This is a genomic window from Oceanidesulfovibrio marinus (assembly GCF_013085545.1).
GTDB classification, from domain to species: domain Bacteria; phylum Desulfobacterota; class Desulfovibrionia; order Desulfovibrionales; family Desulfovibrionaceae; genus Oceanidesulfovibrio; species Oceanidesulfovibrio marinus.
On the sequence record NZ_CP039543.1, the window covers coordinates 2444333 to 2469984 of the forward strand.

Genomic DNA, 25652 nt, shown 5'->3' on the forward strand with positions numbered 1-25652 from the left:
TGTTCATGAGTATTCTCAGCAAAGAAAATATACGATCGTTTGGGGCGAGTGTGCTCGCGCTCGGAGTCTTTGTGCTGCTCTGGGGCGTCATCGCCGCCATCGCGAACAGCGAGGCCATCCCCTCCCCCGCCGCCGTGTTCCGCGAGGGCGTCGTCATGTTCTCGGGCAAGATCGGCGGCAACACCATGTGGGCGCACGCCTACTACTCCATGCGGCGCGTTATCATCGCGTTCCTTCTGGCCGCGGCCACCGGCCTGCCCCTGGGCATCATGATGGGCTGGAACAAGACTTTCGACAAGGTCGTCAGCCCGATCTTCGAGCTGCTGCGTCCCATCCCGCCCATCGCGTGGATACCCATCGCCATCCTCTGGCTGGGCATCGGCGAAGGCCCCAAGATCTTTATCTGCTACGTGGGCGCATTCGTCATCTTCGTCCTGAACTCCTACACGGGCATGCGCTACACGGACACCCAGCTCATCGATGCGGCCCGGACATACGGCGCCAGCCGCCGGGAGCAGCTCTTCCACGTGGCCATACCGGCCAGCCTGCCCTCGGTTTTCGCGGGCATGCAGAACGCCCTCAGCATGGCCTGGATGTGCGTGCTGGCTGCAGAGCTGGTGGGCGCCCGTGAAGGCGTCGGGTTCATCATCATCCAAGGCATGAACCTGGACAACCCGCCCATGATCGTCGTCGGCATGATCACCATCGGTATCATTGGAATATTACTCGCAGTCAGCCTTCGGTGGCTGGAAAGGATATTGTGCCCGTGGAGAAGAGAACTTCAGTAAAGATCCAGCTCGAGCACGTCTCCAAGAGCTTCGATGGGGTCGAAGGACGCGTCAAGGTCTTGGACGACATCTCGATGCAGGTTGCGGATAAGGAATTCGTCGTGTTGCTGGGCCCCGGGCAATGCGGCAAGACAACCCTCCTGAACACCATCGCGGGGATCAACCGGCCCAACTCCGGCACCATCCAGGTCGACGGAAAAGCCGTGAGCGATCCCGGCCCGGACAGGGGAATGGTCTTCCAGAAGTACGTGCTGTTCCCCTGGAAAACCGTTCTGAACAACGTGGCGTTTGGTTTGTATATCCAGGGTGTTGGACGGAGCGAACGCGAGGCGGCCGCCAGGAAGTACATCGATCTCGTGGGCCTCAACGGCTTCGAGAACGCCTACCCGCACCAGCTGTCCGGCGGCATGAAGCAGCGCGTGGGCATTGCCCGCGCCTACACCAACAACCCCAAGGTGCTGCTCATGGACGAGCCGTTCGGTGCGCTGGACGCCCAGACCCGGTACGCCATGGAGGAAGAGGTCATCAACATCTGGGACCAGGAGAAGCGGACGGTCATCTTCGTGACCAACAACATCGAAGAGGCCATCTATCTGGGCGATCGCGTCATTGTCATGTCCAAGCTGCCCGGCACCATCAAGAAGGAGTTCGTGATCGAAGAGCCGCGACCACGCAACTATACGGACCACTTCTTCCTGAGCATGCGCAAGGAAATCTCCGAGTACACGGACTTCGCTCTGTAGCCCAAGGATGAACCATGGAAAGCAAAACTGATTATCACTCCAGGCGTGATGCCAAAGTCCAGGTGGACAACCTGACCAAGAAGTACGGCGACTTGCTCGTACTCGATGACATCTCGTTTGATATCTACAAGGGCGAGCTCCTGTGCATTGTCGGCCCCACGGGGTGCGGAAAGACAACCTTCCTCAACTGTCTTTCGAGGTTCATTCCCATGACCAGAGGCGACATTCTGGTGGACGGCGCCTCGGCCGATCCCCAGAGGCACGACATGGCGTTCGTGTTCCAGGAGATTTCAACCATCCCCTGGCTCAGTGTCGAGGACAACATCCGCTTCGGGCTCAAAATCAAGAAGCTGCCCGCTGATGAGATCGAAAAACGGGTGGAATCGATCCTCGCCCTGGTGGGTCTGCAGGCCGTGCGCAAGTTCATGCCCAAGCAGCTGTCATCCAGCATGGAGCAGCGCGTGGTCATCGCGCGCAACTTCGCTCTGCAACCCGATCTGTTGCTCATGGACGAACCCTACGGACAACTGGACATCAAGCTGCGCTACTACCTTGAAGACGAGCTGATCCGCATCTGGAAAAAGCTCCAAAGCACCGTACTTTTCATCACCCACAACATCGAAGAGGCAGTGTATATGGCCGAACGCATTCTGGTGCTCTCCCAGAAGCCCGCGAAGATCAAGGAAGAGATTATTGTGGATCTGCCGCGGCCCCGCCAGTTTGACGACCCCGCATTCGTCGAGATCAGGGAACACGTCACGGAAAGCATCAAGTGGTGGTAACACCCCAACCATAAAGGAGAACTCGCATGTTTTTCGATATCTCGAAACTGACCCAGCTCAAGGCTCCGGCCTCTGAAGAGAGGTTCGCAAAGCTCATCTTCGACAACAGGGTTATCAAAGAGGCCCCGTTGAGCATGGCATACTTCACGTTCAAGCCCGGCCAGATTGGCCCCCGCCACGTGCACCAGTCCGAAGTGGAGGTCTACCTGTGCACAAAGGGCAAGGGCATGGTCCTCATCGAAGACGAGCCACATGTGCTCACGCCCGATACACTACTCTACATCCCGCCCAGAATGTTTCATGAAACCAGGAACATCGGCGATGGAAACTTCGAGTTCTACGCAATTTTCGGCCCCATGGTGAACTTCGACAACATCCGCGCGTGGGAGGAAGTTTCCTAACACGGCGCCGGACATATTCTGTATGATCTGACACGCTCTGATCTGCAGATAATAGCCCCACGGTCAACTCTCTCCCTGTGGGGCTATACTTTTTTTTGGGGGGATGTGGTGGTGCGAGTGGGTGGTGCGGAGGGACGGCGCAGGATGTGGCAGACTCAGCCTGTATTGTATCGAGAATGATGAAGCCATACCCGGATTTCCAAAAGAAGCCGCGTTGACTTAAAAAGGCAAAACGATATACGATTCTTACAATTGTCCACAATGGGTTAAATGAATAGCGACCTATCTTTCCTCAACTATTATGCATCTCGATAGACATGCCAGAGTTGTGCACCGATGAGGGCCGTGCGTACTATGAAATTACGTTTTAGCATCCCTGTATTGATCATTGTAGCTGTGGCCATAGCAATAGGCTTCAAATATGCCCACGCTCAAGCTCAATTCGATGTATCGTGCTCTCATCTGAAAAAAATGTATGTCTACGAGCTTCGGGGACAAACGAAGTTGAACTTCGTAGAAACCAGCAAGGGAAAAGAGGACTTCTGGCGTTTCACCTCTGCGCACACGCATCAGAATGTCGCCATCACCTTTGACAACAATGTCCTGCTAGAAGACCGCGTGTATTCTCCTACAGAGAGCATCCCCAGTATTCACTTCCCCAGCAGAGACGCCGCTGAACAAGCAGCACGTAGTATGTGCCCAGAACTGTTGGCAGAGTCGCCCCTACCGTCTGCTAAGCCACCCCTGCCTGTCACCCCCCTGAATCCATAAATGGCCCTGCATTTCCACTGTCATGCGATGACATCGCTTCGATCGAAGTCTTCAAGCAGAAGGACAGGATCTGGCGCGATGATTCGGGAGACGGGTACTATTATCTCGTGGTCATTACATTCGAGAAAAATGTTGGAAAACGCTTCATGCGTTTTATCGGATCTTCACCTGTGCAATGGTTGGGGGAAGATGCAAACATATCGAGAAGGTACGTTCAGATCCGGGCGAATGGGACGCGTTTGATAAGCGATGCGCCCCTTTACGACGGCTTCAGCGAAGAAAGCGTAATTCTCATAAAGCGTACACGAACAGGCGCTTTCGGGACCATCCGGGCCCTGTGTCACGATAAAGCGCCAACCGTAATGCACGTGGAGCACGCTATTGGAGTCGAAACAGTTCCAATATCAGTACAATAACACAGATAGAAAAAGGGCCACACCCTTCGGCGCAACCCTTGCTTTCCTTGATGGCGGAGCCGACGAGACTCGACAAACCAGCAGGACAGCGAATTTGGACGGGCGAACAACGCGAACCCGCCCGCAGGGGCGGCGCAGAAGGCGGCGACGATCACCGCGGCCGGTCGCGACCATAAACGAAAAAAGGGTCGCACCTTTCGGTGCAACCCTTGATTTTCTTGATGGCGGAGCCGACGGGACTCGAACCCGCGGCCTCCGGCGTGACAGGCCGGCGTTATAACCAGCTTAACTACGGCTCCGCTCTTGTCTTCGTGGTGGGCGGAACAGGGCTCGAACCTGTGGCCCTCGGCTTGTAAGGCCGATGCTCTCCCAGCTGAGCTATCCGCCCCGAAGAAGCAGCATATTTATAGACCTAGGCCGGTGATGTCAACACACTTTGTCATATTTTTTTGAACATCCGGGAGCTGGCGCTGCGCCTCACTTCCCGCGCTCCAGGTTCTGTGGGACAGCACCCGCGCAACTCGGAAGATTCCCCCAAAGCCTACCCCGCCACGCATGGCGGTGAAACGCGCCCGCTCCATTATCGACATAGAAACGCCCCGTTCCAAAACTCCGGAGCGAGGCGTTCCATGTTTCCTGGCAGGAAAATCGTGTGGCAAAACCGGCCCTAGCTGAGCTCGTCCTCCTCCAGTGGCACCAGCAGCACCGGTATGGGCGACTTGCGCACCACTTCCGAGGCCACGCTGCCCAGCAGCAGGTCGGTAATCATGTCCTGGCCGTGCGACCCCAGCACCACCATGGAGTAGTCGCCCTCCTCGATCTGTTCGAGAATGGCTGTGGCCGGGCGGCCGCTCTTCACCTGCACGTCAGAACTCTCCACCGGGCAGTGCTCCACATGCTCGCAAAACTCGGCGATTCGCTCCTTCAGCGCCTGCTCGGCGCCGGAGCGCTGGCCTTCGGAAAGCTCCTCCCACTCGGACAATCCGTCATATCCCGGCAGGTTCAGCCCGGCCTGCTGGGCCAGCTCCTCCCACATGTCCGGCACGACGTAGAGCACGGTCAGCTTCGCCTTGTAGCCCTGCGCGAGAGAAACCGCATAGCCCAAGGCGTTGATGGCATTCTCCGACAGATCGGTAGCGTACAGAATGGAGCCGATAGACGGCAAGCGTGTCGTTTTCATATGTCGCAACCGTTGCGGCAAGGCGGTGGCGATGTCAATAGTGAGGAGCGGGATTTTTCACTCCCCGGAAAGTGACTGAAGGCCACCCCTGATCCATTGACCTCGTCTATGAGTTTTCAAAAAATAGGAAATGGCGCAGAGCTATTTGAAAAGAATACGCTTTCACGCTGTTCGAAAACGCACACCAGCCTATTACGCCGTGATCACGCCCAGTTAGGTTTTTGCACTCCTATCAAAACAATCAATTTGCGCCGCAAAAGCACGCTGCGTATACAATGAGTTGACGTATTATGAATGTCAGTCGCGGCGTTCCCTTGTCGAGCACGGAGCCGGTCGTGATACGGCCAGAACTGATCAGGATGGTGGCGTCATGTACGGTATCGATCATATCCAGGTGAAGCACCAGCGGTCTATGGCCAAGCTTGAAAAAGAACGCCGTGAAGCGGCAAGAAAGCGCAAGAGCGAGGTGGTCCGCTGGGACCGTTCCCTCACCCGGCTGAAGACCATGCTACAGCGCAGCATGCAAAGCACCGTCTGATGCATTTCCGGCCGGCCTGCGACCTGGCCGGCCTCTTCCCAGAGCCCTCCCCCCGAGCTCCGGAAGCTCAGCGCCGTCTGAGCTGACGCTTGTCGCCCACGCGCACCGTCACCTTCTCCTTGTCCAGGTACTCCAGGAGCGGGATCAGATATTTGCGCGTCAGGTTGGTGAGGTCCTTGAACTCGGCCAGGCCGAGCTCGTCGTGGGTATCAAAGTACTCGCGCACGGACCCGATGAGCGCCGCGATGGCCTGCGCGTCGAAGTACATGTCTTCCTTGACCTTCACCAGCGTGCCGCCGTCGGTGAGCATGCCCAGTACGGTATTGGCCTCCTTGGCCGGCACACCCAGCTCGTCGAGCACGTCCTTGAGGTTCGGCGGCGTGAGCCCGGCCGCGGCAAATCGTTGCGCCATGCCCTCGCGCACGGCCTCCAGGTCCGCGGCCAGGGTGGCCGTGTGTCCTGGCAGCCGCAACCGGTCCTGCTCCTGCTCCACCAGCCCGTCCTTGAGCGCGCGCTCCACAATGACATGCGCGAGCTTGGCCGGCACCTTGGAGCCCATGGCTTGGGTCAGCGCCCCGCGGGACACGCCGGCAGCAGCCGGCTCCTTCTTGTGGAACGCGGCGAGAAACGCCGCGGCCTTTTCCCACAACGTCTCGGTCGTGTGCTGCGAGGCGTAGCGGCGCTCCTCCTTGTCAAAGAGCAGTGCCTTGCGCCTGCCGGAGAGCGCCTGCAGCGCCTTGTCTAAATTTCTGGACTCCATGTTGGTGGCGGCCATCAACTCTGCGAATGACAGGCCGCTCGCGCCGGAACGGTCGAGTTGCGCCTCCACAAGCTCTTCCCCCGTGGCCCCGGCCAGCTTGCGCACCGCCTCCAGGTCCTCCTCGCGGCGGCGCACCCGCTTGCCGAACGGGTTCACCACCCGGCCGCCGGCCACAGTGCGCAACGGCGCAAAGCTGCGGACCACAAATCTGTCAGCGAACACGGCGGATTCGGGCTCCGGAAAGCGCACCTGGCAGAGCGCGGTGTCGCCGGGCTCCAGAACATCGCGGTCGAAGAAGTAGAGCCGCGCCATGCGCTCGGACGAGCCATGGTGAAAATGGACCTCCGCACGATGCCGCAGCGGCCGCGGCGATGACGACAGGCAGGTGATCTCCAGGTCCCACGCGTTGGACGGGAACAGCGTGCCCGGTCTGGCCAGAATCTCACCGCGCTCGATGTCCTCCACCTCCAGGCCGGCCAGGTTCACGGCCGTGCGCCGGCCTGCCGGTGCGCGCTCCACGGACTCGCTGTGGGACTGCAGCCCGCGTATTTTCGTGCGCGTCCCCGTGGGGAAGAGCACCACTTCGTCGCCCAGGACGAACTCGCCCGAGACCAGCGTGCCGGTGACCACGGTGCCGTGGCCCTTCATGGTGAAGACGCGGTCCACGGGCAGCCGCGCCAGGTCGGAGCGCCGTTCCGGGATGTAATCCTTGATGAGGTCGGCGATGGCGCCGCGCAGCTCGTCCAGCCCCTGCCCGGTGTGCGAAGAAACCGGGATCATGACGGAATCTTCCAGGAACGTGCCGGCCAGAGCGCCGCGCACGTCGTCCATGGCCAGCTCCAGCAGTTCCTCATCCACCAGGTCGGCCTTGGTGATGGCCACCAGCCCGGCTCCAACCCCCAAAAGCTGGCAGATCTCCAGGTGCTCCCGCGTCTGCGGCATCACACCCTCGTCCGCCGCCACCACCAGGAGCACGAAGTCGATGCCCGATGCCCCGGCCACCATGTTTTTGACGAACTTCTCGTGGCCCGGCACATCCACCACGCTCACGCGCAGGTCCGGCGCCAGGTCCAGGTGGGCGAAGCCAAGCTCGATAGTAATTCCGCGCTTCTTCTCTTCGCGCAGCCGGTCCGTGTCTATCCCGGTGAGCGCCCGCACGAGTGCGGTCTTGCCGTGGTCAATATGCCCGGCAGTCCCCATGACCAGAGGCGCGGAGTGTGCTGCCATGCTCAGCTCGCAAAGAAGGTCTTGAGAACAAGCACCGTTGCGTACAGATCGGCCTTGCTCGCCAGCTCGAAGGGCCCGTGCATGGAGAGCACGGGCGGGCCCATGTCGATGATGTCCATGCCGTACTCGGCCAGGTGCTTGGCCACGGTGCCGCCACCGCCCTGATCCACCTTGCCCAGCTCGGCCATCTGCCAGGGGATGCCGGCCTCGTTGACGATCCTGCGCAGCCAGGCCACATACTCGGGGTGGGCGTCGTTGGCCATGTACTTGCCGCGGTGGCCGGTGAACTTGCAGAACGTGGGGCCGTGGCCGATGAGCGCGGCGTTCAGCTTCTCGTGCAGCTCCTGGTAGTCCGGGTCGATGGCGGCGTGGGTGTCGGCGGAGATGGCCTTGGTGTTCTCCATCACGCGGCCAAAGGATGCGCCAGGGCTCCAGGCGTCGATGAGGTCCTGCACACAGTACTCCATGAAACGCGATTTCGCGCCGGTGGAGCCGTCGGAGCCGATCTCCTCCTTATCCCAGAAGATGGCGATCTGGCAGTGCTCCGGCTCGTCCTCCAGGGAGAGCATGGCCTCCAGCCCGGCGAATACGTTGATGCGGTCATCGTGGCCGTAGCCGCCCAGCAGAGCGCGGTCCAGGCCTACGAAACGCGCCGGCCCGGCCGGCACGGCCTGCAGCTCCGCGGAGTACAGGTCCTCTTCGGCAATGCCGTACTTGTCGCGCAGAATCTCCAGGATGTGCGCCTTCACCGGGTTAGCTTCGCGGCTCTTGGCGTCCTTGTCCTCGGGCGTATCGCTCTTCTTTTCCTCACCATCTGCCGGCTTGGGCAGGGGTTCGTGACCCATAATGACCGAAAGCTTTTCCGCGTCGAAGGCCTCGGAGAGCTTCTGCTCGGACTGCTTCTGCGCCAGGTGGGGCAGGAGGTCGGCAATGCAGAAGCACGGCTCGTCGTCGGCCTCGCCCAGAACGACGCGCACCACCTCGCCATCGGTCTTCACGATAACGCCGTGGATGGCCAGCGGCCGCGAAAGCCACTGATACTTGCGGACGCCGCCGTAGTAGTGGGTCTTGGCCAGGCCCACGCCCACCTCTTCGTACAGCGGGTGCTGCTTGAGATCGATGCGCGGGCAGTCCCCATGCGCGCCCACCAGGCGAAAGCCGTGGCTCGGGTCCTTGGAGCCGCGCCGCGCCAGCAGGATGGTCTTGTCGTGGAACACGCGCATGTACTTGCCGGACGCCGGATCGTCGGAAAAGCCGGCAGCCGCGGCCTTCTCGCTCACGTAGGCCACCACCTCGCGCTCGGTCTTGCAGCGGGTCAGGAAATCCAGGTAGCGCACGGCAGTGTCGTCCATGGCCGCGCGGTGCTCGTCGGAAGTGTAGGTCTCCCAGCAGCTTTTGGTGGAAGAAAACAGAGGCGTATCGGACATATCGTAATCCTTACAGTTTGTTGTGCGCAATATCAGGGCAGATCGGCAAATCCGGCGGCAAAGACGCTTTGCAGCGCGCTACGCACCGGCTCGATATCGCGCGGCGTCTCGAACCCACGGGTCCTGGACGGCGCGGCTGCCGGATCATCCTGTGTTATGGAAAACGCCGCGTCACGCAAGCGTTCCCGCGTCGAAGTGTCCACATTATTGGACACCAGCAGATACCATTCCGGGTACAGATCCGTGGAGTGCGCCAGCGGGAACCCGGGTTCGCAACGCGCATCCACTATAACAAAATCATCCAGGGAAATCGCCCCCTGCTGGGCCAGCGCTTCCAGAACGCCGGTACGCACGAAGCACGCGTCCGCCTCCCCATTTTTCACGGCCATGACGCAGGCCGCCTGGCCGGAGCAGCGCTTGAACTCGGCGAAATCCATGCGCGGATCAATACCGCGGTCCATGAGATGCCGCACCTGGAAGATGAACGCGCCGGCCGACTCCGCCCCAAGGGCGGCCACGCGCTTGCCGCGCAGATCGTTTGAGGTGCGGATGCCGCTGGAGGCCGATGCCACGATGACTCCGCCGTAGCTGCCGCCCGTGGCGTTCAGCCGCGATGCCAGCGGTACGTAGCCCTGGCGGTCCATCAGGGAAACGGCGTGCGGGGCATTGACCAGGGCGATGTCCACGCGCTCGTTCTGGGCGGCCGTGTCCACATTGCGCAGGCCAAGCGCCACCACGGAGACGCGCTGGCCGACGGATTTGGAGAGGCTCTGCGCCAGAGGCCGCCAGACCTCCACGGCGTCCAGCGAATCGCGCGGCGCCAGCACGCCGAAGCGGAGGTCGGCGCGGGCCATACCGGCTGTGCACAGAATCAATACAAAGACGAAAAAAAGAATGCGTCGGAGCATGAGCTTCATCAGGGTAATGGTTGCGTCGAAAACAGGCGTATGACGATCGGCGGATTCCTATCAAAGAAGGCAGCGCGAGTCGAGACGCGACCAGCCGCAAGGAGCCGGACGCGGCGCTATCTGTTCCGCCCCTGGCAAAATACTGTGTACGGCTGGCTCTTCGAAAGCCTCGGCGCAACGCAGCCAGCGTGGTTTTGGAACAGCCTGCTACGCCGCGCCGCTGAACGCGGCTGCCACCAGACCGGCCGCCAGGGAAAGCTCGTCCTCGGCCAGGGTCCGCGGATCAAGGCAGAACGCCTCATCCTCTATACGGCCCACCAGCGGCGGGTCCCCTGCCAGCAGCCTGTCGCGCAGGGCTTCCAGGCTGAGGCCCCCTGCCGGCTCCACGCGGACCAGCGTAGTCTCCAGGTCACGCTCCGGGAAGGAGCCGCCCCCCACGCGGGAAGCGCCCGGCGCCAGGGATATGGCCGCGCTCTCGCCAACTTCGCGCCGCAGACGACGCGCCAGCCGGTCCGCCTTTTTCCGCAGCTCCTCGGGCGGCACGGTCATCATGGCGATGGTCGGCACCTTTTTGCGCGCCAGCTCCGGGTCCATATAGAGCTGCAGCGTAGCCTCCAAGGCAGCCAGGGTCATCTTGTCAATGCGCAGCGCGCGGTTCAACGGGTTGCGCTTGATGCGCTCGATGTACTCCGCCCGGCCCACGATGATGCCGGCCTGCGGACCGCCCAGCACCTTGTCGCCGCTGAAGGTGATGACGTCCGCGCCTTGCGCCACCTTCTCCTGCGCAGTGGGCTCGTAGCCAAAGGCGAAAGGTGCGAAATCGAAGAGGTTGCCGCTGCCCAGATCCTCGATGACCGGCAGGCCGCGCGGCCTGGCGATCTCCTGGAGCTCTGGGATGGAGACCTCCTTGGTGAAGCCGATGATACGGTAGTTGGAGGCGTGGACCTTGAGCAGCGCCACGGTCTCGTCGGTGATGGCGTTCTCGTAATCGCGCAGGTGGGTGCGGTTGGTGGCCCCGACCTCGCGCAGTAATGCGCCGGATTTCTCCATGACCTCCGGAATGCGGAAGCTGCCGCCGATCTCCACTAGCTCGCCGCGGGAGACGACCACCTCGCCGCCCTTGCACAGCGTATCCAGCACCAGCAGCACGGCGGCGGCGTTGTTGTTGACCACCAGGCCGGCCTCCGCGCCTGTAACGCGGCGCAGGATCTCTTCCACGTGGCTGTAGCGGCTGCCGCGCTTGCCCGTGTGCAGATCGAACTCCAGGTTGGAGTAGCGGGCGCACGCCTCGGTCACGGCCTGCACGGCCTCGTCCGCCAGCAGGGAACGGCCGAGATTGGTGTGGATGACCACGCCAGTGGCGTTGACAACACGCCGGAAATGGGGTCGGGAACGCCGGCGCACCGTGTCTATTATTTTAGACAGAAGCGCAGCCTCGTCCAGGTCGCCCTGCTCCACTTCGCCGGCGCGGATGGCGGCGCGCACATGGTCCAGCGCCTCGGTGACCAGGTCCTTGAGCAACGGCCGGGGCCGCGCCGCCAGGTCCGGTTCCTCGAAAAGGCGCTCCAGAACGCCGTCCACGGACGGCAACAACCTGTATAAGTTCGTTTTCTCGCTCATGATTCCCCGCAATGCACGGATCCCAATAGATTTGGGCGCAGTGTAAAGAAGGCCGCCAGCAAATACAAGGAGCCGCAGACGAGCACGGGACGGCTGGCGTCTTCCCTGGAGCCGGGTTCTGCGCAGGCCGCGGCCAGGGCGGCTGCCGTGTCCTCGTGCGCCACAGCGTGGATACCGGCGACCTGGAGCACGTTGCAAATTTCCCTGGCCGGCATGGCCCGGCTCACGCCCGGCAGCTCCGGCACGTGGACTGGCCCGCGCGTGACCGAGGCCAGCTCCGCGGCCATTGTCCGGAGGTCCTTGTCCGCCAGACAGGCGAACACCATGGCGCGGGGCGATATCTCACGCTCGCGCATGCTCCGGGACAACGCCTGCATGGCCTGGGGGTTGTGCGCGGCGTCCAGCAGCAGCCAGTCGCCCTGGTCGAACACGTGCTGGAACCGGCCCGGCAGCACGTGGCGGCCCACGGCCTTGCGCACGACTTCGGGCTCGAACCCCCAGCCGTGAACCGAGGCAAGATGCGCCCACGCCGCGATTGCCAGCCGGCCGTTCTCGCGGAGCATTGGGGGCAGCGCCTTGAGCGCGTCCTCCGGATAGACGGCGTCGCCCGGCGCACCGGGTACGTGCACGGGAGCCATGCCCTCCGGCGAGCGAACCTCCAGGAGCCGCGCGCGCTTGCGTATGGCCTCGCGATCCAGGATAAACCGCGCCGCCTCGTCCTGCCGGATGGTCAGGGCCGTGCCCCGCTCCGGCATTGCCGCGGTCTTGTCCGCCGCCACCGCCTCCAGCGAATCGCCGAGAATCTGGGTGTGGTCGAGGCCAATACGCGCGAAACAGACCATGGGGCAACGCAGCGCCGTGGTGGCGTCGTTCCGGCCGCCCAGCCCGGCCTCGAACACGGCGAGGTCCACCCCGGCCTCGCGGAAAATCAGCACGGCCATGGCCGTGAGGTACTCGAAGTAGGTGAGCGGCGCGTCCTCTTGCTCGCGGTACACGGCGTTGGCCGCGTCCAGCCAGACCTTCGCGGAAATGCAATCGCTTTGTTGCTGATTCGGCGTCAGTAGGGAATCGTCGCCATGCTCATCCGGCAAACCGGGCTCGAAAATGCGGATGCGCTCGCGTGGATGGAGGAAGTGCGGTGATGTGTAGAGCCCGGCTCGTAGCCCGTGCGCCGCGGCGATGCGGGCGATGAGCGCGGACGTGGTGCCCTTGCCGTTTGTGCCCACAACCTGCACGGCCGGGTATGGAAGCTCGGCGAGGCCAAGCCGCGACAGACACGACTCGATCCGGCCGAGGGTGAGGTCCATATGAAAGAGGCCGAGGCTGTCGAGGTAGTCGTCGAACTCGCCGGTTAAGGCGAACTTTGGAGAATGGTCGGGCATGGGAGGCTATGCGCTGCTGGTTTATAAGGACTGCCCTTCTGGATGCGCTGCCGTGCCGGTGAAGTCAAGCAACGATCACACTCCGGGCCGTGAACAGGCCAGCGCGGCGGAAGATGCCCAACCTTATACTATGGGGCCGGACCTTGCGGCCGCCGGGACGCTGCCCGCCTCAGGACCCCGCCGGACGCGCCGCGGCGTGTGGCCGCATCACGGGCAACTAACCATTGTCAGCGTTGAGGAACCACCCTACTATAGATCGGGGACTTGACCGCAGGAGGCTTGCTCCTGTAGGCAATCTTTCCCTCCGCGCGCGCCAGTAGCTCAGTAGGATAGAGCAGCGGCCTTCTAAGCCGCCGGCCGGGGGTTCGAATCCTCCCTGGCGCGCCAAAGCCCCATCCAGCCACACCCCACTACGGACAAAACAGACGGAAATACAGCATGTTAAGCGTCATCATTCGTCCTGTCATGTCCAGCCTCGCCCTTTGACATACTCCCTCTTTGTGAGTACGGCTGTGAGTACGCTCCCCATGCGCAGCAATCCATACTCACACACGGAGGCACGCCTTGCTCACGGACGCCGCCGCAAAGAACGCCAAACCCAAGGCCAAGGTTTACCGCCTAGCCGATTCGCATGGCCTCTGCCTTGAGATAAAGCCGTCAGGCTCCAAGCACTGGCGATACCGCTATCGCTTCCAGGGCAAGGCAAACATGCTCAGTCTTGGCGAGTATCCCCTTGTCTCGCTCGCCAAAGCCCGCAAAAAGTGCGATGAGGCGCGAGAACTCCTGAGCGATGGCATAGACCCATCCCAAGAGCGAAAAGCCGAGAAGAAGGAACGCGAGCGCCAAGCCCGAACCTTCAAGGATGTGGGCGAAGAGTGGGTTGCCAAGAAATCACAGAAATGGACGGCGCTCACCATAGAGCGCAATAGCGGCATACTCACTCGGTACCTCTACCCTGAGATCGGCGATACTCCCATTGCGGATATCGAGCCGCCGGAACTCCTGACCGCTCTGCGCAAGATGGAGTCGCGCGGCATCCATGAGTCTGCCAAGCGCGCCCACCAGCTTGCCGGCTCCATTCTTGGGTATGGCGTTGCCAGTGGATATTGCACCCGCAATTCAGCAACCGACCTGAAAGGGGCGCTCACCCCACCCGACGTGACGCATTTCGCCAGCATCACGGACCCACGAAATGTAGCCCCCTTACTCCGTTCGATTGACGGCTATTCAGGCCAACTCGTCACCAAGTGCGCACTGCGCCTTGCCCCTCTCGTTTTCGCCCGGCCCGGTGAGCTTCGCCATGCGGAATGGTTGGAGATCGACTTTGACGCTGCCGAGTGGCGCATACCGGCAGAGAAGATGAAAAAGCGCCGGCCCCATATCGTGCCGCTCTCCCGCCAGGCACTCGATATCCTGCAAGAACTCCATCACCTGACCGGCGAAGGCAAATACCTGTTCCCATCCTTACGCACGACATCACGCCCCATCAGCGAGAACACTATCAATGCCGCCTTGCGTCGTATGGGCTTCGACAAGTCCGAGATGACCGGCCACGGCTTCCGCTCCATGGCAAGTACGATCCTACACGAACAGGGCTGGCCATCGGATGTGGTCGAGCGTCAACTTGCCCACATTGAAGGCAATTCGGTCAAGGCGGCATACAACTATGCCGAGCACCTACCCGAGCGCCGGCGCATGATGCAGTCATGGGCGGATTATCTGGATGGCCTGAAAGCTGGCGCGAGGGTGACGCCCCTCCGCTCAAAGAGCGGGTAGTAAAAAACGCGTTTATTGGAGGATGTTTTTTGAGATTCTTTTTTGGCATCGAAGATTCCACGCACAACATCAAAGGACTTTCACAGGATGATAATCCGGAAGTTGCCGCGTGGAGCTGGGAGCTTGAATCCTGGCTACCTGGCAAGAAACCAACAGAGGGTTGGCATGTACTTGAAGCTGACTTGGAAACTGCCAAAACCTGGATATCCGGGCCACGAGATCAGACAGCTTTCGATTCCATACAACCACGTTTAAAGCATATCGACTCTATTTCCTTCAAGGAACCACCCTATTGCAAAGATTTATTCAGACTAGCCTCCCTCGCAATTGCAGAGCACATAAAGATTACATTGCACTTAAAACATCGACCAACTTTCATTCCAACATACGGGCGATATGTGGATGAAGATAATAAAAATTCACTTACATTAAACGATTGCCCAGAGAGCAAAATTGAATCTTATCAACAGAATATTTCAGGGAAAAATATTGAAGAATTATTACTTTCTGCTGCGAGGGCATACCTAGAAGAAAAAAATAAAAGTAAAGCGTCAAGAGATGTTACTAAAGCATTAGGACTTCATGGCATTAAATCTCCAAGCGACCTCTTGCTGCTCCTAGAACATGAGATGTACTGCTTTGCTTATGAAACAACATCTGAACATGACGTAAGACAGGAGAGCCTTTCATTCCTTATGAATAAATACGAGATACCGTCTTACGATGCCATATACCAGCGGATAGCCCGAGCTCAGAAAAAACATGGTCACACAGGAATGCTCCCCCCTAGATGGCCTGATGTTTCCAAGTGACAGTTGATGTAACTCTTTGTCACTTAGAATAATTTTTCCTCCAAAGTTACTGAATGGCCGTGTTCGGACGCTGTTGTCCGTGCGCGGCCTTTCATATTTCTACCCGCCCACGGAGGCGGCGATGGAGGAATAGAGATGACGGCTTTTGAAACATTCTTTGTGGCGGGGAAGCTCTACAGACTGCCGGCAGTGCTCGATGGCCTGGGAATCAGCAAGAGCTCATGGTGGGCCGGCGTCAAGGACGGACGCTTCCCCAAGCCGGTCAAGCTTGGCTCACGTACCACGGCATGGCGCGGTGAGGATTTGCTAGCGCTCACCCAAAACGGCGCTGAAGTGAAATAGTATGCAGGCGGCAATGCAGAAGGAACGCATCGGAAATGGCTTGATGCGTGCCACCCTCACATATGCTTCCAAGGATTGGCCGGTATTTCCGGCCAATCCGCAGAACAAGAGGCCATTCACATCTAACGGCTTCAAGGGTGCGACAACGGACCCGGATACGATCCGCACATGGTGGCAGCGGTGGCCGAATGCCTTGATAGGTGCTCCAACCGGCGAGGTCATGGGGTGCTGGGTCTTGGATGTGGATGCACTCGGCAACGGCCACAAGGCGGATGGCCTAGCCGCCCTGGCATGGCTCGAAAAAGAGAACGCCCCCTTACAAACCGGACTCGAACAGCGTACCGGCGGCGGTGGCCGGCAACTCTTCTTCGCCTGGGATGCATCACGACCAATCCGCAATTCGCGGGGCAACCTTCCTGCCGGAATCGATGTGCGAGGGGATGGCGGATACGTCATCCTTCCACCTTCCGGACATCCCTCCGGTGGCCGGTACGAATGGCTCTCTCAAGGAGGACCCGCTAGCGCTCCGGCTTGGTTGCTCGACATTATTGACCCGCCACGCAGCAAGCACGGAATCGTGGTCATGGATTCGAGCGCAACGGACGAGACCACGCCATACGGCAAGCAGGCGCTCGAAGCCGAAGCGGGCAAGGTGGCTCGCGCCGTGGAAGGTGAACGCGATAACGTGTTGAACACTGCCGCATTCCGCATCGGGCAGCTTGTGGCCGGAAACGAAATAGACCAACAGGAGGCAGAAGACGAACTCACCCGCGCCGGGCTCCGGTGTGGACTCTCTGAACGCGAAGTACGGAACAAGTTCACCCGCCCCGGCGGAGACTCGCCTTTTGAATGTGGGATGCGCGAACCACGAACTGCGCCGGCAGGTGGAACGCCTTACAAGCCAAGTCCAACCGTTGGAGTAGACGACAAAACAGATGACCAGGGCTACCAACACAAGCGTATAGTCCCCCCGCCTGCCCCTTTCCCTGTTGAAGTATTCCCGCCTGCGATTCGCGCCGTCATCGAACAAGCTGAACGCGCCTTTGGTGTACCCTCAAGCATCCCGAGTGCGGCAATGCTTATGCTATCTGCGGCCTGTATTGGTCGCACACGGGGAATTCTCATCAAGCAAAGCTGGTGCGAGTACGCAAACCTGTTCATGGCTCTTGTGGCTCGCTCCGGCATGGGCAAATCGCCATGCGTCAATGCCTTCTTCCGATCCATCCACCGGGTGGAAAAGCGGCTACAGGCCGAATACGATGAAGCCATGGCGCAATATTGGGCCGATAAGACGGCGTATGACCAAGCCCCAAAGAAAGAACGCGGTCAACCCCCTGAAGAACCGCAGCGCAAACACCTGTATGTTGATGATGCGACCATCGAGGCCGTTGCCGATGCCCTTCTGATGAGCGGTAGCCGTGGCGTGTTGTGGTATCGTGATGAGTTGGCCGGAATGCTCAAGGACTTCGACAAGTACGGTACTGGCGACAAAGGCGGCACAATGACCCGGCTGCTATCCGCATACGATTCAAGCTCCTGGAAGCTCACCAGAAAGACAAACAAGCAGACGATCTACATACCACAAGCCACGGTGAGCTTGTTTGGTGGGATTCAGGACGGTGTGTTGCCGCATATCTTCACCGACCTGGACGCCGTTTCCGGCTTCCTGCCGCGCATTCTCTTTGTCCGCGCTGAACAGGATGCACCGCCGCTATGGACGGAAGAAGGCTTTGAAGACATCCACCGCCAAACCATAGACCAGATTACCGAGCGGCTGTTGTCCTATGAAATGACAGACGAGCCAAGCGAGAAAGCCCGAATTATTGGCGTGGCTGGCGATGCAAAAAAAGCCTTCATTGCTTGGCATGACAAGCTCGCCTATGAACAATGGCTTAGCGATGCTGACCACAAGGAGGCATTGCCAAAGCTCAGAGGGCAGGCCCTTCGATTGGCTCTCAACCTCCACTGCCTATGGGCTGCTGCCGAAGATGGCAACGAATTGGAGCCTGTGCAACTCGACACAATGAATCGGGCTCTTACCTTGGCGGAATGGTTCAAGGGCGAGTTGGCCAGCGTATGGGCGATTATTCGACAATCACAAGGTGTAACAACTGCCTCGCCTTTAGATAAGCGAGTTGCCGCTGCAATCATCACGCTCAAGGCTGAAGTGGCCGGCGGAATGCTGCCTACGGCTCGAATCACTGAGGCGGTGAATGACGGCATGGACAAACGCTACCAAGTAGACCCGCGTGCAGTGGGCAAGGCGTACTCAAAGCTAGGGCTTCACTCGCAGCATCTACCCGACAAGAAAGGCCGTGGTGTGGTTCTCACCCCGGACGACATCGAGCGCCTTGAAGGATTACTCCCTAAGCAGACGTCCGAAACGTCCCACATGTCCCAGAGCCAGCAACAGCGCGGCACCTCAACCGGGACATGTGGATTAACGGACGTCCAACATGTCCAGCCCAAAGACGGCCCCCGGACGTTTCGGACATGTGAGCATGAAGACGTCCAGACCAAAAACACCCATGGCGCAAGGGATACGGACATATCGGACGTGTCGGACGTTTCTCCACGCGATTTAGAACACAAGCATGATGTCTTGAGCCGCCTTATGGAAACGGAGGACGCAGCACTTTGGGATGGCCCCGCAGAGGTGGAGATATGAGCCTCGTGGATGACCTCCACAAACACGGCGTTGCCGTCCACCTCAAAGGTGGGCGGTTACGCCTTACCGGCTTGGACAGGGTGAAGAAGTCTGAGGCCGAAGCCGTGCTTGTCCTTGCCAAGGCGAACAAGCACGCCCTGGTGGAAGAACTCCAGGAAAACGCCCTCATGCGTGAGTATCCCCACCTAGCCCCCTGTCCGGACTACGGCGGCGCTTGGCTCTATCGCTCCTGGTGTACGGAGAGGTGCGGGAAGGTTGATACGTGCCGAGCATGGCCGGCCCGGCTGCAAACCGGAACATAGCGGGACACTTTCCGTATTTTTGAGCATATACGCGCGAGAAGACCGCGTCCTACATAGCTGATTCGACGTGAAATATTGTTCGCGAACCGGGACAATGCGAGACAAAACAGACCTCGAAAAACCACCCCTGTTTTTTCGAGAAACTGCACACGAGACTTTGCAACCGGTCCTTGGGGCAAGAGCTGTGAACTTTGACATGCCCCTCTCCCCTGGGGGGTATCAAAAGTCTAGGGCTCTTCCTTCAAAAACCGGTGCCACTCTCAATTTTTCGCTCTGCCAAAATGAGGGGTGGGGGGGGTAATTACGCGCTTTGAGCCTTTTCGGTGTGTATTAACTGTAATTCTGAGAGCGCTCTGCGTCCGGTCACAACACAGCGAACATACTAAAATTATTGGGAAATATCTTAGCCGCGCTAGATACCGTAACCGCCATGCCTTTTCGCGAGTCACTCGGCAAAACGCGGTAGCGGGCAAGAAGTGGAATACCTTTGGCCGGCTTGAAGCAGGCAGGAAGTTTTTGTCTCACCAAATACCCACCAAAACACTTTTGTCTCAAATAGATTAGAACGTGAGACAAAAGTGCCGTTATGTCTTACGGGTGAGACTCAGAAGACATTATGCCCTTCCGCAACGTTCAGTAGGTCTCGAAAGGCATAGATAGCCGGACGCCGCCCGCTCCCTGCTTGAATCTGAAGCAGAATGTTTTCACCTCGAAGAAGGGTCAAAATACGGTTGGCCGTCGGCTTTGGAATACCTGAGCTTTGAATGAATGATGTCGTTGAAAAAATGGGGCTATCAAATATGAAATCCACAGCCCGAATAGAATGCTGGGAGTGTGTTAGATCGACTACCTGGTGCTTTACACGTTCATAGAGAGCGAGGACTTCACGGGCTTTTCGTTCGTTCTCACCGGCTTGTTCACGAATTCCACGCAGGAAAAAAATGCACCACTCCGTCCAGTCGTTTTCCCGAGAGACTGCTCTGAGTTTTTCTTGATAATCTTCGCGGTTTGCCTCCAGATAGGCACTCATATAAAAATCAGGGCTCGCGAGAAGCTTACGTTGATAAAGGAACAACGGAATCAGCATCCGCCCCAAACGGCCATTTCCATCTTTAAATGGATGAATCGCCTCAAACTCCACATGAAGAATAGCTAACTGAACCAGAATATCCAGCTCATCAGTACTGCTCAAATAACGCTCCCACTCATCCATGCTGGACTGAAGGTGTTCAGGAGCAACAGGAATAAAGCTGGCTTCTTCAATTGAGCAGCCTTTGGGACCAATCCAATTTTGGTCAGTTCTATAATTTCCAGGAGATTTATCTCTCCCCCTCACTCCTTGCATAAGTATATGGTGAGCTGCCCTTAAAATCTGTTGTGAAAGAGGTCGTTCTCTCAATTCATGCGTACAAGCCATCATGGCCTTGCGGTAGTTCAACACCTCCTCAGCGTCATCACGACGCGGCTGGGTTATAGATTCTGACTGCCTACCTGCTTCAATCTCTAGAACTTCTCCAATTGTAACATGTGTTCCCTCAATCTTAGAAGAGAGTACCGCTTCCTGGGTAGTGAGAGGAGAGAGCAATATATGGGCATTGGGAATTGCAGACAACAACCCATCATAGCGGGCTAAGCTTGCATTGGCAGGCCCAATCAGAGGTGTAAGCCTGCGCCAATCAATTTCTTTTGGAGGGAATTCGCCAAGATGATAATAAACTGGTGGCATTGTCATCAGTGCTGCTTCTCCAGTTGAGTCCAGCGCAATATTTAGATTTTCCTGGCAATCCCCAGAAGAATGAGTCTTCATGAAGAACTTGCTTTGGTTCATGCCATACGACAAATGAACATCGCATAATGTTTTGAGCCCTCTGGCAAATCAAACCCTTTAGAGCAGAATGGCGTATGATTTCGCGAGTGGCAACACGCTAAGCATGAATACGACTAATTTTTCGATTACCTGCTCTCGTTCCCCGGCTCCTGCCACGCATTAAGCAGGAAAGAACAGATGCCTTGCCAACTCGTAAGCGCCCTTCTACCCCAAAGTGCCACCAGAAAGATATTCCCGCTGTAGCATATCGACCTCGCCGTGGTTGGCGTTCAAAGCATGAGATTACCCGCCGCGCCCTCTCCATTGACCTGAATCATCGCGTCATCTATCAATCTGTGGCGGTTTGCCCCAATATTTCATGCTTGGATTCCCTTGCTGAATTCGGCACGGCTAATCCCTGGGCTGCTTCGTGCCTGACCTGTCCAGACTGCCGACTGCACACCCCTAACCGCCGCAAGGCTTGATTGATACATGCCCACGCTCCATTGGTTGACACGCGAAAAGGACCTGGCTGCTTCCGCCCAAGCGCCCTACCGGCTACTTGAGGCGGTCGAGACATACGGCGATGATCCGCATACCGAGAACATGTTGATCCAGGGGGATAACCTGGACGGCTTGAAAGCGCTCTTGCCCTTTTATGCAGGTAAGGTGAAGTGCGTATATGTTGACCCCCCATTTAATACTGGCCAGGCATTTGAACACTATGACGACAACATAGAGCACTCAATTTGGCTAGGAATGATGTACGCAAGATTTGAGCTAATCAGGGACTTACTCTCCGTGTCTGGAACATTAGTAGTCCACCTAGATGATGAAGAATTAGCATATTGTACTATTATATTAGACGAAATATTTGGCAGAGTAAACAGAATCAACCTTTGTACTTTTAGGCAGGGAGCTGCCGTCGGCCATAAATCCATCAACCCTGGGGTCGTGACTGTAACCAACTATCTACTTATATATGCCAAGGACAAATTAAGCTCCTGGGTTCCTAACAAGGTTTACACCAAAAGGGATAGAGACAAGCGCTATTCATCCTACATAGAAAACTATGATGCTAACTATAAGGATTGGAAGCTAATTCCCCTTTCTCAGGCTTTAGCGAAAGAGCTTGGCATCAAAAAATCTAACTTAAAAAAAGAGCTTGGTGATAACTATGAAGAAGTAACAAACAATTTTGTTATGAAAAATGCACATCGCGTTGTTCAGTCTGTTTCTCCAGCTTATAACAGCGTCGGTCAAGGGACACGCAATATAATAGATTTATCAAAACAGCATCCTGAAACACTTTTCCTCCAATCCCGTGAAGGTTATTCGGACATTTACCTTAAGGATGGGAAAAGATGGCTTTTTTATAAAAGCAAATTAAAAGAGATTGATGGGGAATTAGTGTCAGGAGAACCATTAACAAACTTATGGGACGATCTACTATCAAACAATTTGCACAATGAAGGCGGAGTCAAGTTTCCCAAAGGGAAAAAGCCTGAATCCTTAATACAGAGAGTCTTAAGTCTTTTTACTGAGCCAGGAGAAGTAGTTCTAGATTCGTTTCTTGGTTCTGGAACGACTGCTGCTGTTGCCCACAAAATGAATCGAAAGTACATTGGTATTGAAAACGGTGAACATGCTGCGAGTTTATGCATTCCTCGTTTGCAACGTGTAATTGAAGGCGAACAGGGGGGTATTTCGAAGGCCGTCAACTGGCAAGGCGGGGGATCGTTCCGCTTCTACCGCTTGGGCGAGCCGGTCTTTGACGAAGCCGGGCGAATCAATCCCGCAATCCGTTTCCCTGCCCTGGCTGCTCATATCTGGTTCTGCGAGGTCAGAAGCCCTTACACTGGCACGCCGGATTCTCCGCTTCTGGGCATCCATGACGGCGTAGCCTATTACCTACTGTTCAATGGCATCCTCGGAGACAAGACAATTGACGGCGGCAACGTGCTGACCACGCCCATTTTGAAGAACTTGCCGGAACACGATGGCCCGAAAGTCATCTACGGCGAAGGCTGCCGGTTTGGCGAAGCACGGCTCAAGAAAGAGCGCATTACGTTCAAGCATATTCCATACGACATCAAGGCCCGGTAGCCCATGTTCCAGCTCAAGACGTACCAGCACGAAGCATTGAAGGCCCTGGAGACGTACTTAGAAAACGCCCGCCTTTCCGGCGATCCGAAAAAGGCGTTTGAAGAATTCATAGCGGCCCATCCAACAGACACGGGACAACAGAGCTACCTTATTCGGCGTGGCATGGACGGCGTGCCGTATGTGTGTCTGCGTTTGCCCACGGGTGGCGGCAAGACCGTACTTGCCTCGCATTCTATCGAGGTCGCTGCCAGGGCATATCTTGAGCAGGAATACCCGGTGGTGCTGTGGCTGGTCCCCACGAACACGATTCGCGAACAGACTATCGAAGCGCTCAAGCAGAATGACCACCCCTACCGTGAAGCGATAGACAATGCTTTTGATGGTCGCGTCTCTGTCTTCGATATTGATGAAGTAACGCAGATCAGACCCAAGGACCTGGAAGACAAAGTAAGCGTCATCGTCGGAACACTCCAGACTCTTCGTGTTAAAAAGACTGAAGAGAGGCGAATCTACGCCCACAACGAAAACTTCGAGCCACATTTCGCCAAAATTCCTTCGGGTATGCCAGGACTGGAGAAAGCGGAAGACGGCACCATAAAGTTTTCCTTCGCCAATATTCTGCACTATCATCGCCCGCTCATCATCATGGATGAGGCGCACAAAGCCACCACCTCCCTTTCCGCAGAGACTGTTGAACGCATCAACCCATCCTGCGTTATCGAGTTCACGGCTACGCCCATTACGGGCAATGTATTGTACCGAGTGACGCCTACCGAGTTGAAAGCGGAAGAAATGGTCAAGCTGCCCTTCATGCTGACCGAGCATGAGAACTGGCGCAACGCCGTGAACAGGGCGGTGACTGAGCGCCGGGAGCTGGAAGCACTCGCCACAGGAGATGCCAACTATATCCGGCCCATTGCCCTGATACAGGCGGAGCCCAAAGACGGTGAAGCAACCGTCGAAGTCATTAAAGCGCACCTCATGGAAAATGAGAATGTCGCAGAATCCTCAATCGCTATCGCCACAGGCAACCAACGCGAGTTGGACGGCATCAACCTGTACGACAAGCGTTGTCCGATCAAATACGTCATCACCATCCAGGCCCTAAAAGAAGGTTGGGATTGTCCTTTTGCGTATGTCTTCTGTTCAGCGCAGCGTGTCCGCTCCGCCGTGGACATCGAACAGTTGCTTGGCCGGGTCATGCGCATGCCCTACGCCAAGAGACGGCAGATCGAGGAATTGAACAAGGCGTATGCCCATGTCATTTCACCCGGATTTGCCGAAGCTGCTCAGGAAATGCATGACAAGCTCATCAACATGGGCTTTGAAGACGAAGAAGCGCTCGACAACATCTATCCGATGCAAGGAACCTTTGAGGGTTTTGAAGACACCCCTCTTGGAAGGGTCTTGCAGGAGCCGCCGGCCTTGGTGCTTGAAGCGGAAGCAATGCCCGACCTGAGCAGGGTGAACAGTTTTGACGGGGATCGGCTCCACATCCAAGAAGTTGATGGCAAGTATCAAATACGAATTGCCGGGGATATCTCCCAAGACCAGGTTGAAGAACTCGTAAGCGCGTTTCCCGAATCGGAGCAACCAAAGACCCGCAGAACCATCGAAATCCATCGTTACAAGTTTCAACGGGAACTGCCCCCGTATGAACAAGGGGTGGGATTCGCCGTGCCGCTTTTGGGCGTCATGGTCGAAGGCGATCTGGAGCTAGCAAGCCCGGATTTGTGTTTGGAACTGCACGGCTGGGATTTGCTCGACTATCCTGCCCAATTCGAAGGCAATGAGTTCGTTTACAACGAAGAATCCAGGACGTTTGAATTCGATATCAAGGGCAACAAGGTCGAGTATTCGCTTGCGGATGAAACACCGATTTATCAACGCGGCTACCTGAGCGACAGGTGGGACGAACCGCGCCTTGTGCGTTGGCTGGACAAAGAGCTTCACAAAATGGGCGAGGGAGCCGAGTTCCGCCAGGAAGTCATGCTCGAATTCATACGCCGTTGCGTGGCTTCTCTACTAAACTCAGGCGACTTTGATATTCTTGCGCTGGTCCGGGCGAAGTTCCTTCTTGCAAAAGCTCTCTTCGAGAAGATTCGCCGGTATCGGCAACAGGCATACGCGAGGGGATTTCAGGCCACCTTGCTTGAGGGTGGGGCAACGGTCGAAACGAGCTTTTCATTCAGCTTTGATTTCAGGAATAGCCCCTATCCTTCTGCTGGCGAGTCCTATCGAGGGGCATACAGATTCAAGAAGCATTATTACGGGAATGATCGTATCCGGGACCTGAAGGACGGCTCTGAGGAATTCCACTGTGCCCAAGCCATCGACGCCGCAAAAGAGGTCAAGCATTGGGTCCGGAACCTGCCTTGGGGCAAAGAGTTTTCTTTCAGGCTGCCGACCTCAACAGATTTTTTCTATCCGGACTTTGTTGCCGAGCTTGAAGACGGACGGCTCTTAGCGGTGGAGTACAAAGGCAGGCATATCCAGGACACTGCCGACACTCGCGAAAAGGACAACATCGGCAAGCTCTGGGAAGCCAAGAGCGGCGGACGATGCCTTTTCCTGCTTGGGGTGAATGAAGATGAAGCGGGGCGAGATATTTTCGCTCAGATTCAAGCGAAGTTGAGTTGAAAAACCAAGTTCATATTCGAGCTGTCTCCCTGTTTTGGGAAATAACCCCATGGAGATGGATGTCAAACCTTCATGGAGTTATATTTCATGGTCCTCGAAACACAAAACGTTGACCTACTATGCCGGAGACAATCAGGGCTACTTAGTCCGATGACGTCCGATACCGAGCAGAAAAAATTGTGAGTACTTTTGTGAGTACAATCCAACATAACAGAAATACTATGCCATCTATTTCCGTGGGATAGACTCATAATTC

General features: G+C 57.3%; 19 protein-coding genes and 3 tRNA genes. 13 read left to right on the forward strand and 9 right to left on the reverse strand.

Translation table 11 applies throughout. The features are described from left to right. The first annotated feature begins 50 nt into the window (after nucleotides 1-50). The 4 genes from E8L03_RS10855 to E8L03_RS10870 are packed head-to-tail and all read left to right on the forward strand — an operon-like array spanning nucleotide 51 to nucleotide 2714. Nucleotides 51-788: an ABC transporter permease gene (locus tag E8L03_RS10855; RefSeq protein WP_244963512.1), complete on the forward strand. Its 738-nt coding sequence runs from the start codon at nucleotides 51-53 to the stop codon at nucleotides 786-788. Then, entirely contained in the window at nucleotides 767-1531 is a 765-nt protein-coding gene (locus E8L03_RS10860; protein WP_171267354.1) for an ABC transporter ATP-binding protein, read from the forward strand. Before E8L03_RS10855 ends, E8L03_RS10860 begins: the two co-directional genes overlap by 22 nt. Nucleotides 1532-1545: 14 nt before the next feature. Further along, on the forward strand, nucleotides 1546-2313 hold the full coding sequence (locus E8L03_RS10865; RefSeq protein WP_144305295.1) for an ABC transporter ATP-binding protein: 768 nt from the start codon (nucleotides 1546-1548) through the stop codon (nucleotides 2311-2313). Nucleotides 2314-2339: 26 nt separating this feature from the next. After that, on the forward strand, nucleotides 2340-2714 hold the full coding sequence (locus E8L03_RS10870) for a cupin domain-containing protein (protein ID WP_144305296.1): 375 nt from the start codon (nucleotides 2340-2342) through the stop codon (nucleotides 2712-2714). A 1409-nt stretch (nucleotides 2715-4123) separates the two neighbouring features. Here the strand turns inward: E8L03_RS10870 and E8L03_RS10875 are convergent. The 3 genes from E8L03_RS10875 to E8L03_RS10885 all read right to left on the reverse strand — a co-directional run bounded on the left by E8L03_RS10875 (nucleotide 4124) and on the right by E8L03_RS10885 (nucleotide 5081). Next, a tRNA-Asp gene (locus E8L03_RS10875) sits at nucleotides 4124-4200 on the reverse strand. Nucleotides 4201-4213: 13 nt separating this feature from the next. Next, a tRNA-Val gene (locus tag E8L03_RS10880) sits at nucleotides 4214-4289 on the reverse strand. Nucleotides 4290-4568: 279 nt separating this feature from the next. After that, complete coding sequence (locus E8L03_RS10885; RefSeq protein ID WP_144305298.1) at nucleotides 4569-5081, reverse strand: universal stress protein; 513 nt, start codon at nucleotides 5079-5081, stop codon at nucleotides 4569-4571. A 370-nt stretch (nucleotides 5082-5451) separates the two neighbouring features. Between E8L03_RS10885 and E8L03_RS10890 the strand changes: the two genes are divergently transcribed. Beyond that, on the forward strand, nucleotides 5452-5619 hold the full coding sequence (locus E8L03_RS10890) for a hypothetical protein (protein ID WP_153307166.1): 168 nt from the start codon (nucleotides 5452-5454) through the stop codon (nucleotides 5617-5619). A gap of 67 nt (nucleotides 5620-5686) precedes the next feature. Here the strand turns inward: E8L03_RS10890 and selB are convergent, their stop codons facing one another. From selB to E8L03_RS10915, 5 genes are all read right to left on the reverse strand, one after another. Then, on the reverse strand, nucleotides 5687-7606 hold the full coding sequence (gene selB, locus E8L03_RS10895) for a selenocysteine-specific translation elongation factor (protein ID WP_144305299.1): 1920 nt from the start codon (nucleotides 7604-7606) through the stop codon (nucleotides 5687-5689). A gap of 2 nt (nucleotides 7607-7608) precedes the next feature. After that, nucleotides 7609-9033, reverse strand: coding sequence for an aminopeptidase (locus tag E8L03_RS10900; RefSeq protein WP_171267355.1), 1425 nt, complete (start codon nucleotides 9031-9033; stop codon nucleotides 7609-7611). Between the two features lie 32 nt (nucleotides 9034-9065). Further along, nucleotides 9066-9941 (reverse strand): phosphate/phosphite/phosphonate ABC transporter substrate-binding protein, encoded by an 876-nt coding sequence (locus E8L03_RS10905; RefSeq protein WP_216367894.1) that lies wholly within the window; start codon nucleotides 9939-9941, stop codon nucleotides 9066-9068. 207 nt (nucleotides 9942-10148) lie between these two features. After that, complete coding sequence (selA, locus tag E8L03_RS10910) at nucleotides 10149-11561, reverse strand: L-seryl-tRNA(Sec) selenium transferase (RefSeq protein ID WP_171267357.1); 1413 nt, start codon at nucleotides 11559-11561, stop codon at nucleotides 10149-10151. Then, nucleotides 11558-12943 carry a bifunctional folylpolyglutamate synthase/dihydrofolate synthase gene (locus E8L03_RS10915; protein WP_171267358.1) on the reverse strand — a complete coding sequence of 462 codons (1386 nt, stop codon included), beginning with the start codon at nucleotides 12941-12943 and terminating at the stop codon, nucleotides 11558-11560. Before E8L03_RS10915 ends, selA begins: the two co-directional genes overlap by 4 nt. A gap of 310 nt (nucleotides 12944-13253) precedes the next feature. Between E8L03_RS10915 and E8L03_RS10920 the strand changes: the two genes are divergently transcribed. From E8L03_RS10920 to E8L03_RS10945, 6 genes are all read left to right on the forward strand, one after another. Next, nucleotides 13254-13330, forward strand: a tRNA-Arg gene (locus tag E8L03_RS10920). Between the two features lie 177 nt (nucleotides 13331-13507). Continuing rightward, nucleotides 13508-14719: a tyrosine-type recombinase/integrase gene (locus tag E8L03_RS10925; RefSeq protein ID WP_171267359.1), complete on the forward strand. Its 1212-nt coding sequence runs from the start codon at nucleotides 13508-13510 to the stop codon at nucleotides 14717-14719. Continuing rightward, a complete protein-coding gene (locus tag E8L03_RS10930) occupies nucleotides 14650-15531 on the forward strand; it encodes a hypothetical protein (RefSeq protein WP_171267360.1) in 882 nt (293 codons plus the stop codon). Before E8L03_RS10925 ends, E8L03_RS10930 begins: the two co-directional genes overlap by 70 nt. A 135-nt stretch (nucleotides 15532-15666) precedes the next feature. Beyond that, nucleotides 15667-15873: a helix-turn-helix transcriptional regulator gene (locus E8L03_RS10935; RefSeq protein WP_171267361.1), complete on the forward strand. Its 207-nt coding sequence runs from the start codon at nucleotides 15667-15669 to the stop codon at nucleotides 15871-15873. A gap of 13 nt (nucleotides 15874-15886) precedes the next feature. Continuing rightward, nucleotides 15887-18541 carry a DUF3987 domain-containing protein gene (locus E8L03_RS10940; RefSeq protein WP_171267362.1) on the forward strand — a complete coding sequence of 885 codons (2655 nt, stop codon included), beginning with the start codon at nucleotides 15887-15889 and terminating at the stop codon, nucleotides 18539-18541. Next, nucleotides 18538-18843 (forward strand): hypothetical protein, encoded by a 306-nt coding sequence (locus E8L03_RS10945; protein WP_171267363.1) that lies wholly within the window; start codon nucleotides 18538-18540, stop codon nucleotides 18841-18843. Before E8L03_RS10940 ends, E8L03_RS10945 begins: the two co-directional genes overlap by 4 nt. Before the next feature lie 604 nt (nucleotides 18844-19447). Here the strand turns inward: E8L03_RS10945 and E8L03_RS10950 are convergent. Next, nucleotides 19448-20650, reverse strand: a complete 1203-nt coding sequence (locus tag E8L03_RS10950; protein WP_244963513.1) for a Fic family protein — start codon at nucleotides 20648-20650, stop codon at nucleotides 19448-19450. 492 nt (nucleotides 20651-21142) lie between these two features. Here E8L03_RS10950 and E8L03_RS10955 point away from each other — a divergent pair, with 492 nt between their 5' ends. Then, entirely contained in the window at nucleotides 21143-22756 is a 1614-nt protein-coding gene (locus tag E8L03_RS10955; protein WP_171267364.1) for a site-specific DNA-methyltransferase, read from the forward strand. Nucleotides 22757-22759: 3 nt separating this feature from the next. Further along, the gene (locus tag E8L03_RS10960) at nucleotides 22760-25396 is read left to right on the forward strand and encodes a DEAD/DEAH box helicase (RefSeq protein WP_171267365.1); all 2637 of its coding nucleotides are present in this window, start codon (nucleotides 22760-22762) and stop codon (nucleotides 25394-25396) included. The last annotated feature ends 256 nt before the right edge of the window (nucleotides 25397-25652 follow it).

Bases quoted from the DNA above. Each gene is read 5' to 3' on its own strand.
- E8L03_RS10865 (WP_144305295.1), top strand. From the start codon at position 1,546: ATGGAAAGCAAAACTGATTATCACTCCAGGCGTGATGCCAAAGTCCAG.
- E8L03_RS10870 (WP_144305296.1), top strand. From the start codon at position 2,340: ATGTTTTTCGATATCTCGAAACTGACCCAGCTCAAGGCTCCGGCCTCT.
- E8L03_RS10885 (WP_144305298.1), bottom strand. From the start codon at position 5,081: ATGAAAACGACACGCTTGCCGTCTATCGGCTCCATTCTGTACGCTACC.
- E8L03_RS10890 (WP_153307166.1), top strand. From the start codon at position 5,452: ATGTACGGTATCGATCATATCCAGGTGAAGCACCAGCGGTCTATGGCC.
- selB (WP_144305299.1), bottom strand. From the start codon at position 7,606: ATGGCAGCACACTCCGCGCCTCTGGTCATGGGGACTGCCGGGCATATT.
- E8L03_RS10900 (WP_171267355.1), bottom strand. From the start codon at position 9,033: ATGTCCGATACGCCTCTGTTTTCTTCCACCAAAAGCTGCTGGGAGACC.
- E8L03_RS10905 (WP_216367894.1), bottom strand. From the start codon at position 9,941: ATGCTCCGACGCATTCTTTTTTTCGTCTTTGTATTGATTCTGTGCACA.
- selA (WP_171267357.1), bottom strand. From the start codon at position 11,561: ATGAGCGAGAAAACGAACTTATACAGGTTGTTGCCGTCCGTGGACGGC.
- E8L03_RS10915 (WP_171267358.1), bottom strand. From the start codon at position 12,943: ATGCCCGACCATTCTCCAAAGTTCGCCTTAACCGGCGAGTTCGACGAC.
- E8L03_RS10930 (WP_171267360.1), top strand. From the start codon at position 14,650: ATGGGCGGATTATCTGGATGGCCTGAAAGCTGGCGCGAGGGTGACGCC.
- E8L03_RS10935 (WP_171267361.1), top strand. From the start codon at position 15,667: ATGACGGCTTTTGAAACATTCTTTGTGGCGGGGAAGCTCTACAGACTG.
- E8L03_RS10940 (WP_171267362.1), top strand. From the start codon at position 15,887: ATGCAGAAGGAACGCATCGGAAATGGCTTGATGCGTGCCACCCTCACA.
- E8L03_RS10945 (WP_171267363.1), top strand. From the start codon at position 18,538: ATGAGCCTCGTGGATGACCTCCACAAACACGGCGTTGCCGTCCACCTC.
- E8L03_RS10950 (WP_244963513.1), bottom strand. From the start codon at position 20,650: ATGAAGACTCATTCTTCTGGGGATTGCCAGGAAAATCTAAATATTGCG.
- E8L03_RS10955 (WP_171267364.1), top strand. From the start codon at position 21,143: ATGCCCACGCTCCATTGGTTGACACGCGAAAAGGACCTGGCTGCTTCC.
- E8L03_RS10960 (WP_171267365.1), top strand. From the start codon at position 22,760: ATGTTCCAGCTCAAGACGTACCAGCACGAAGCATTGAAGGCCCTGGAG.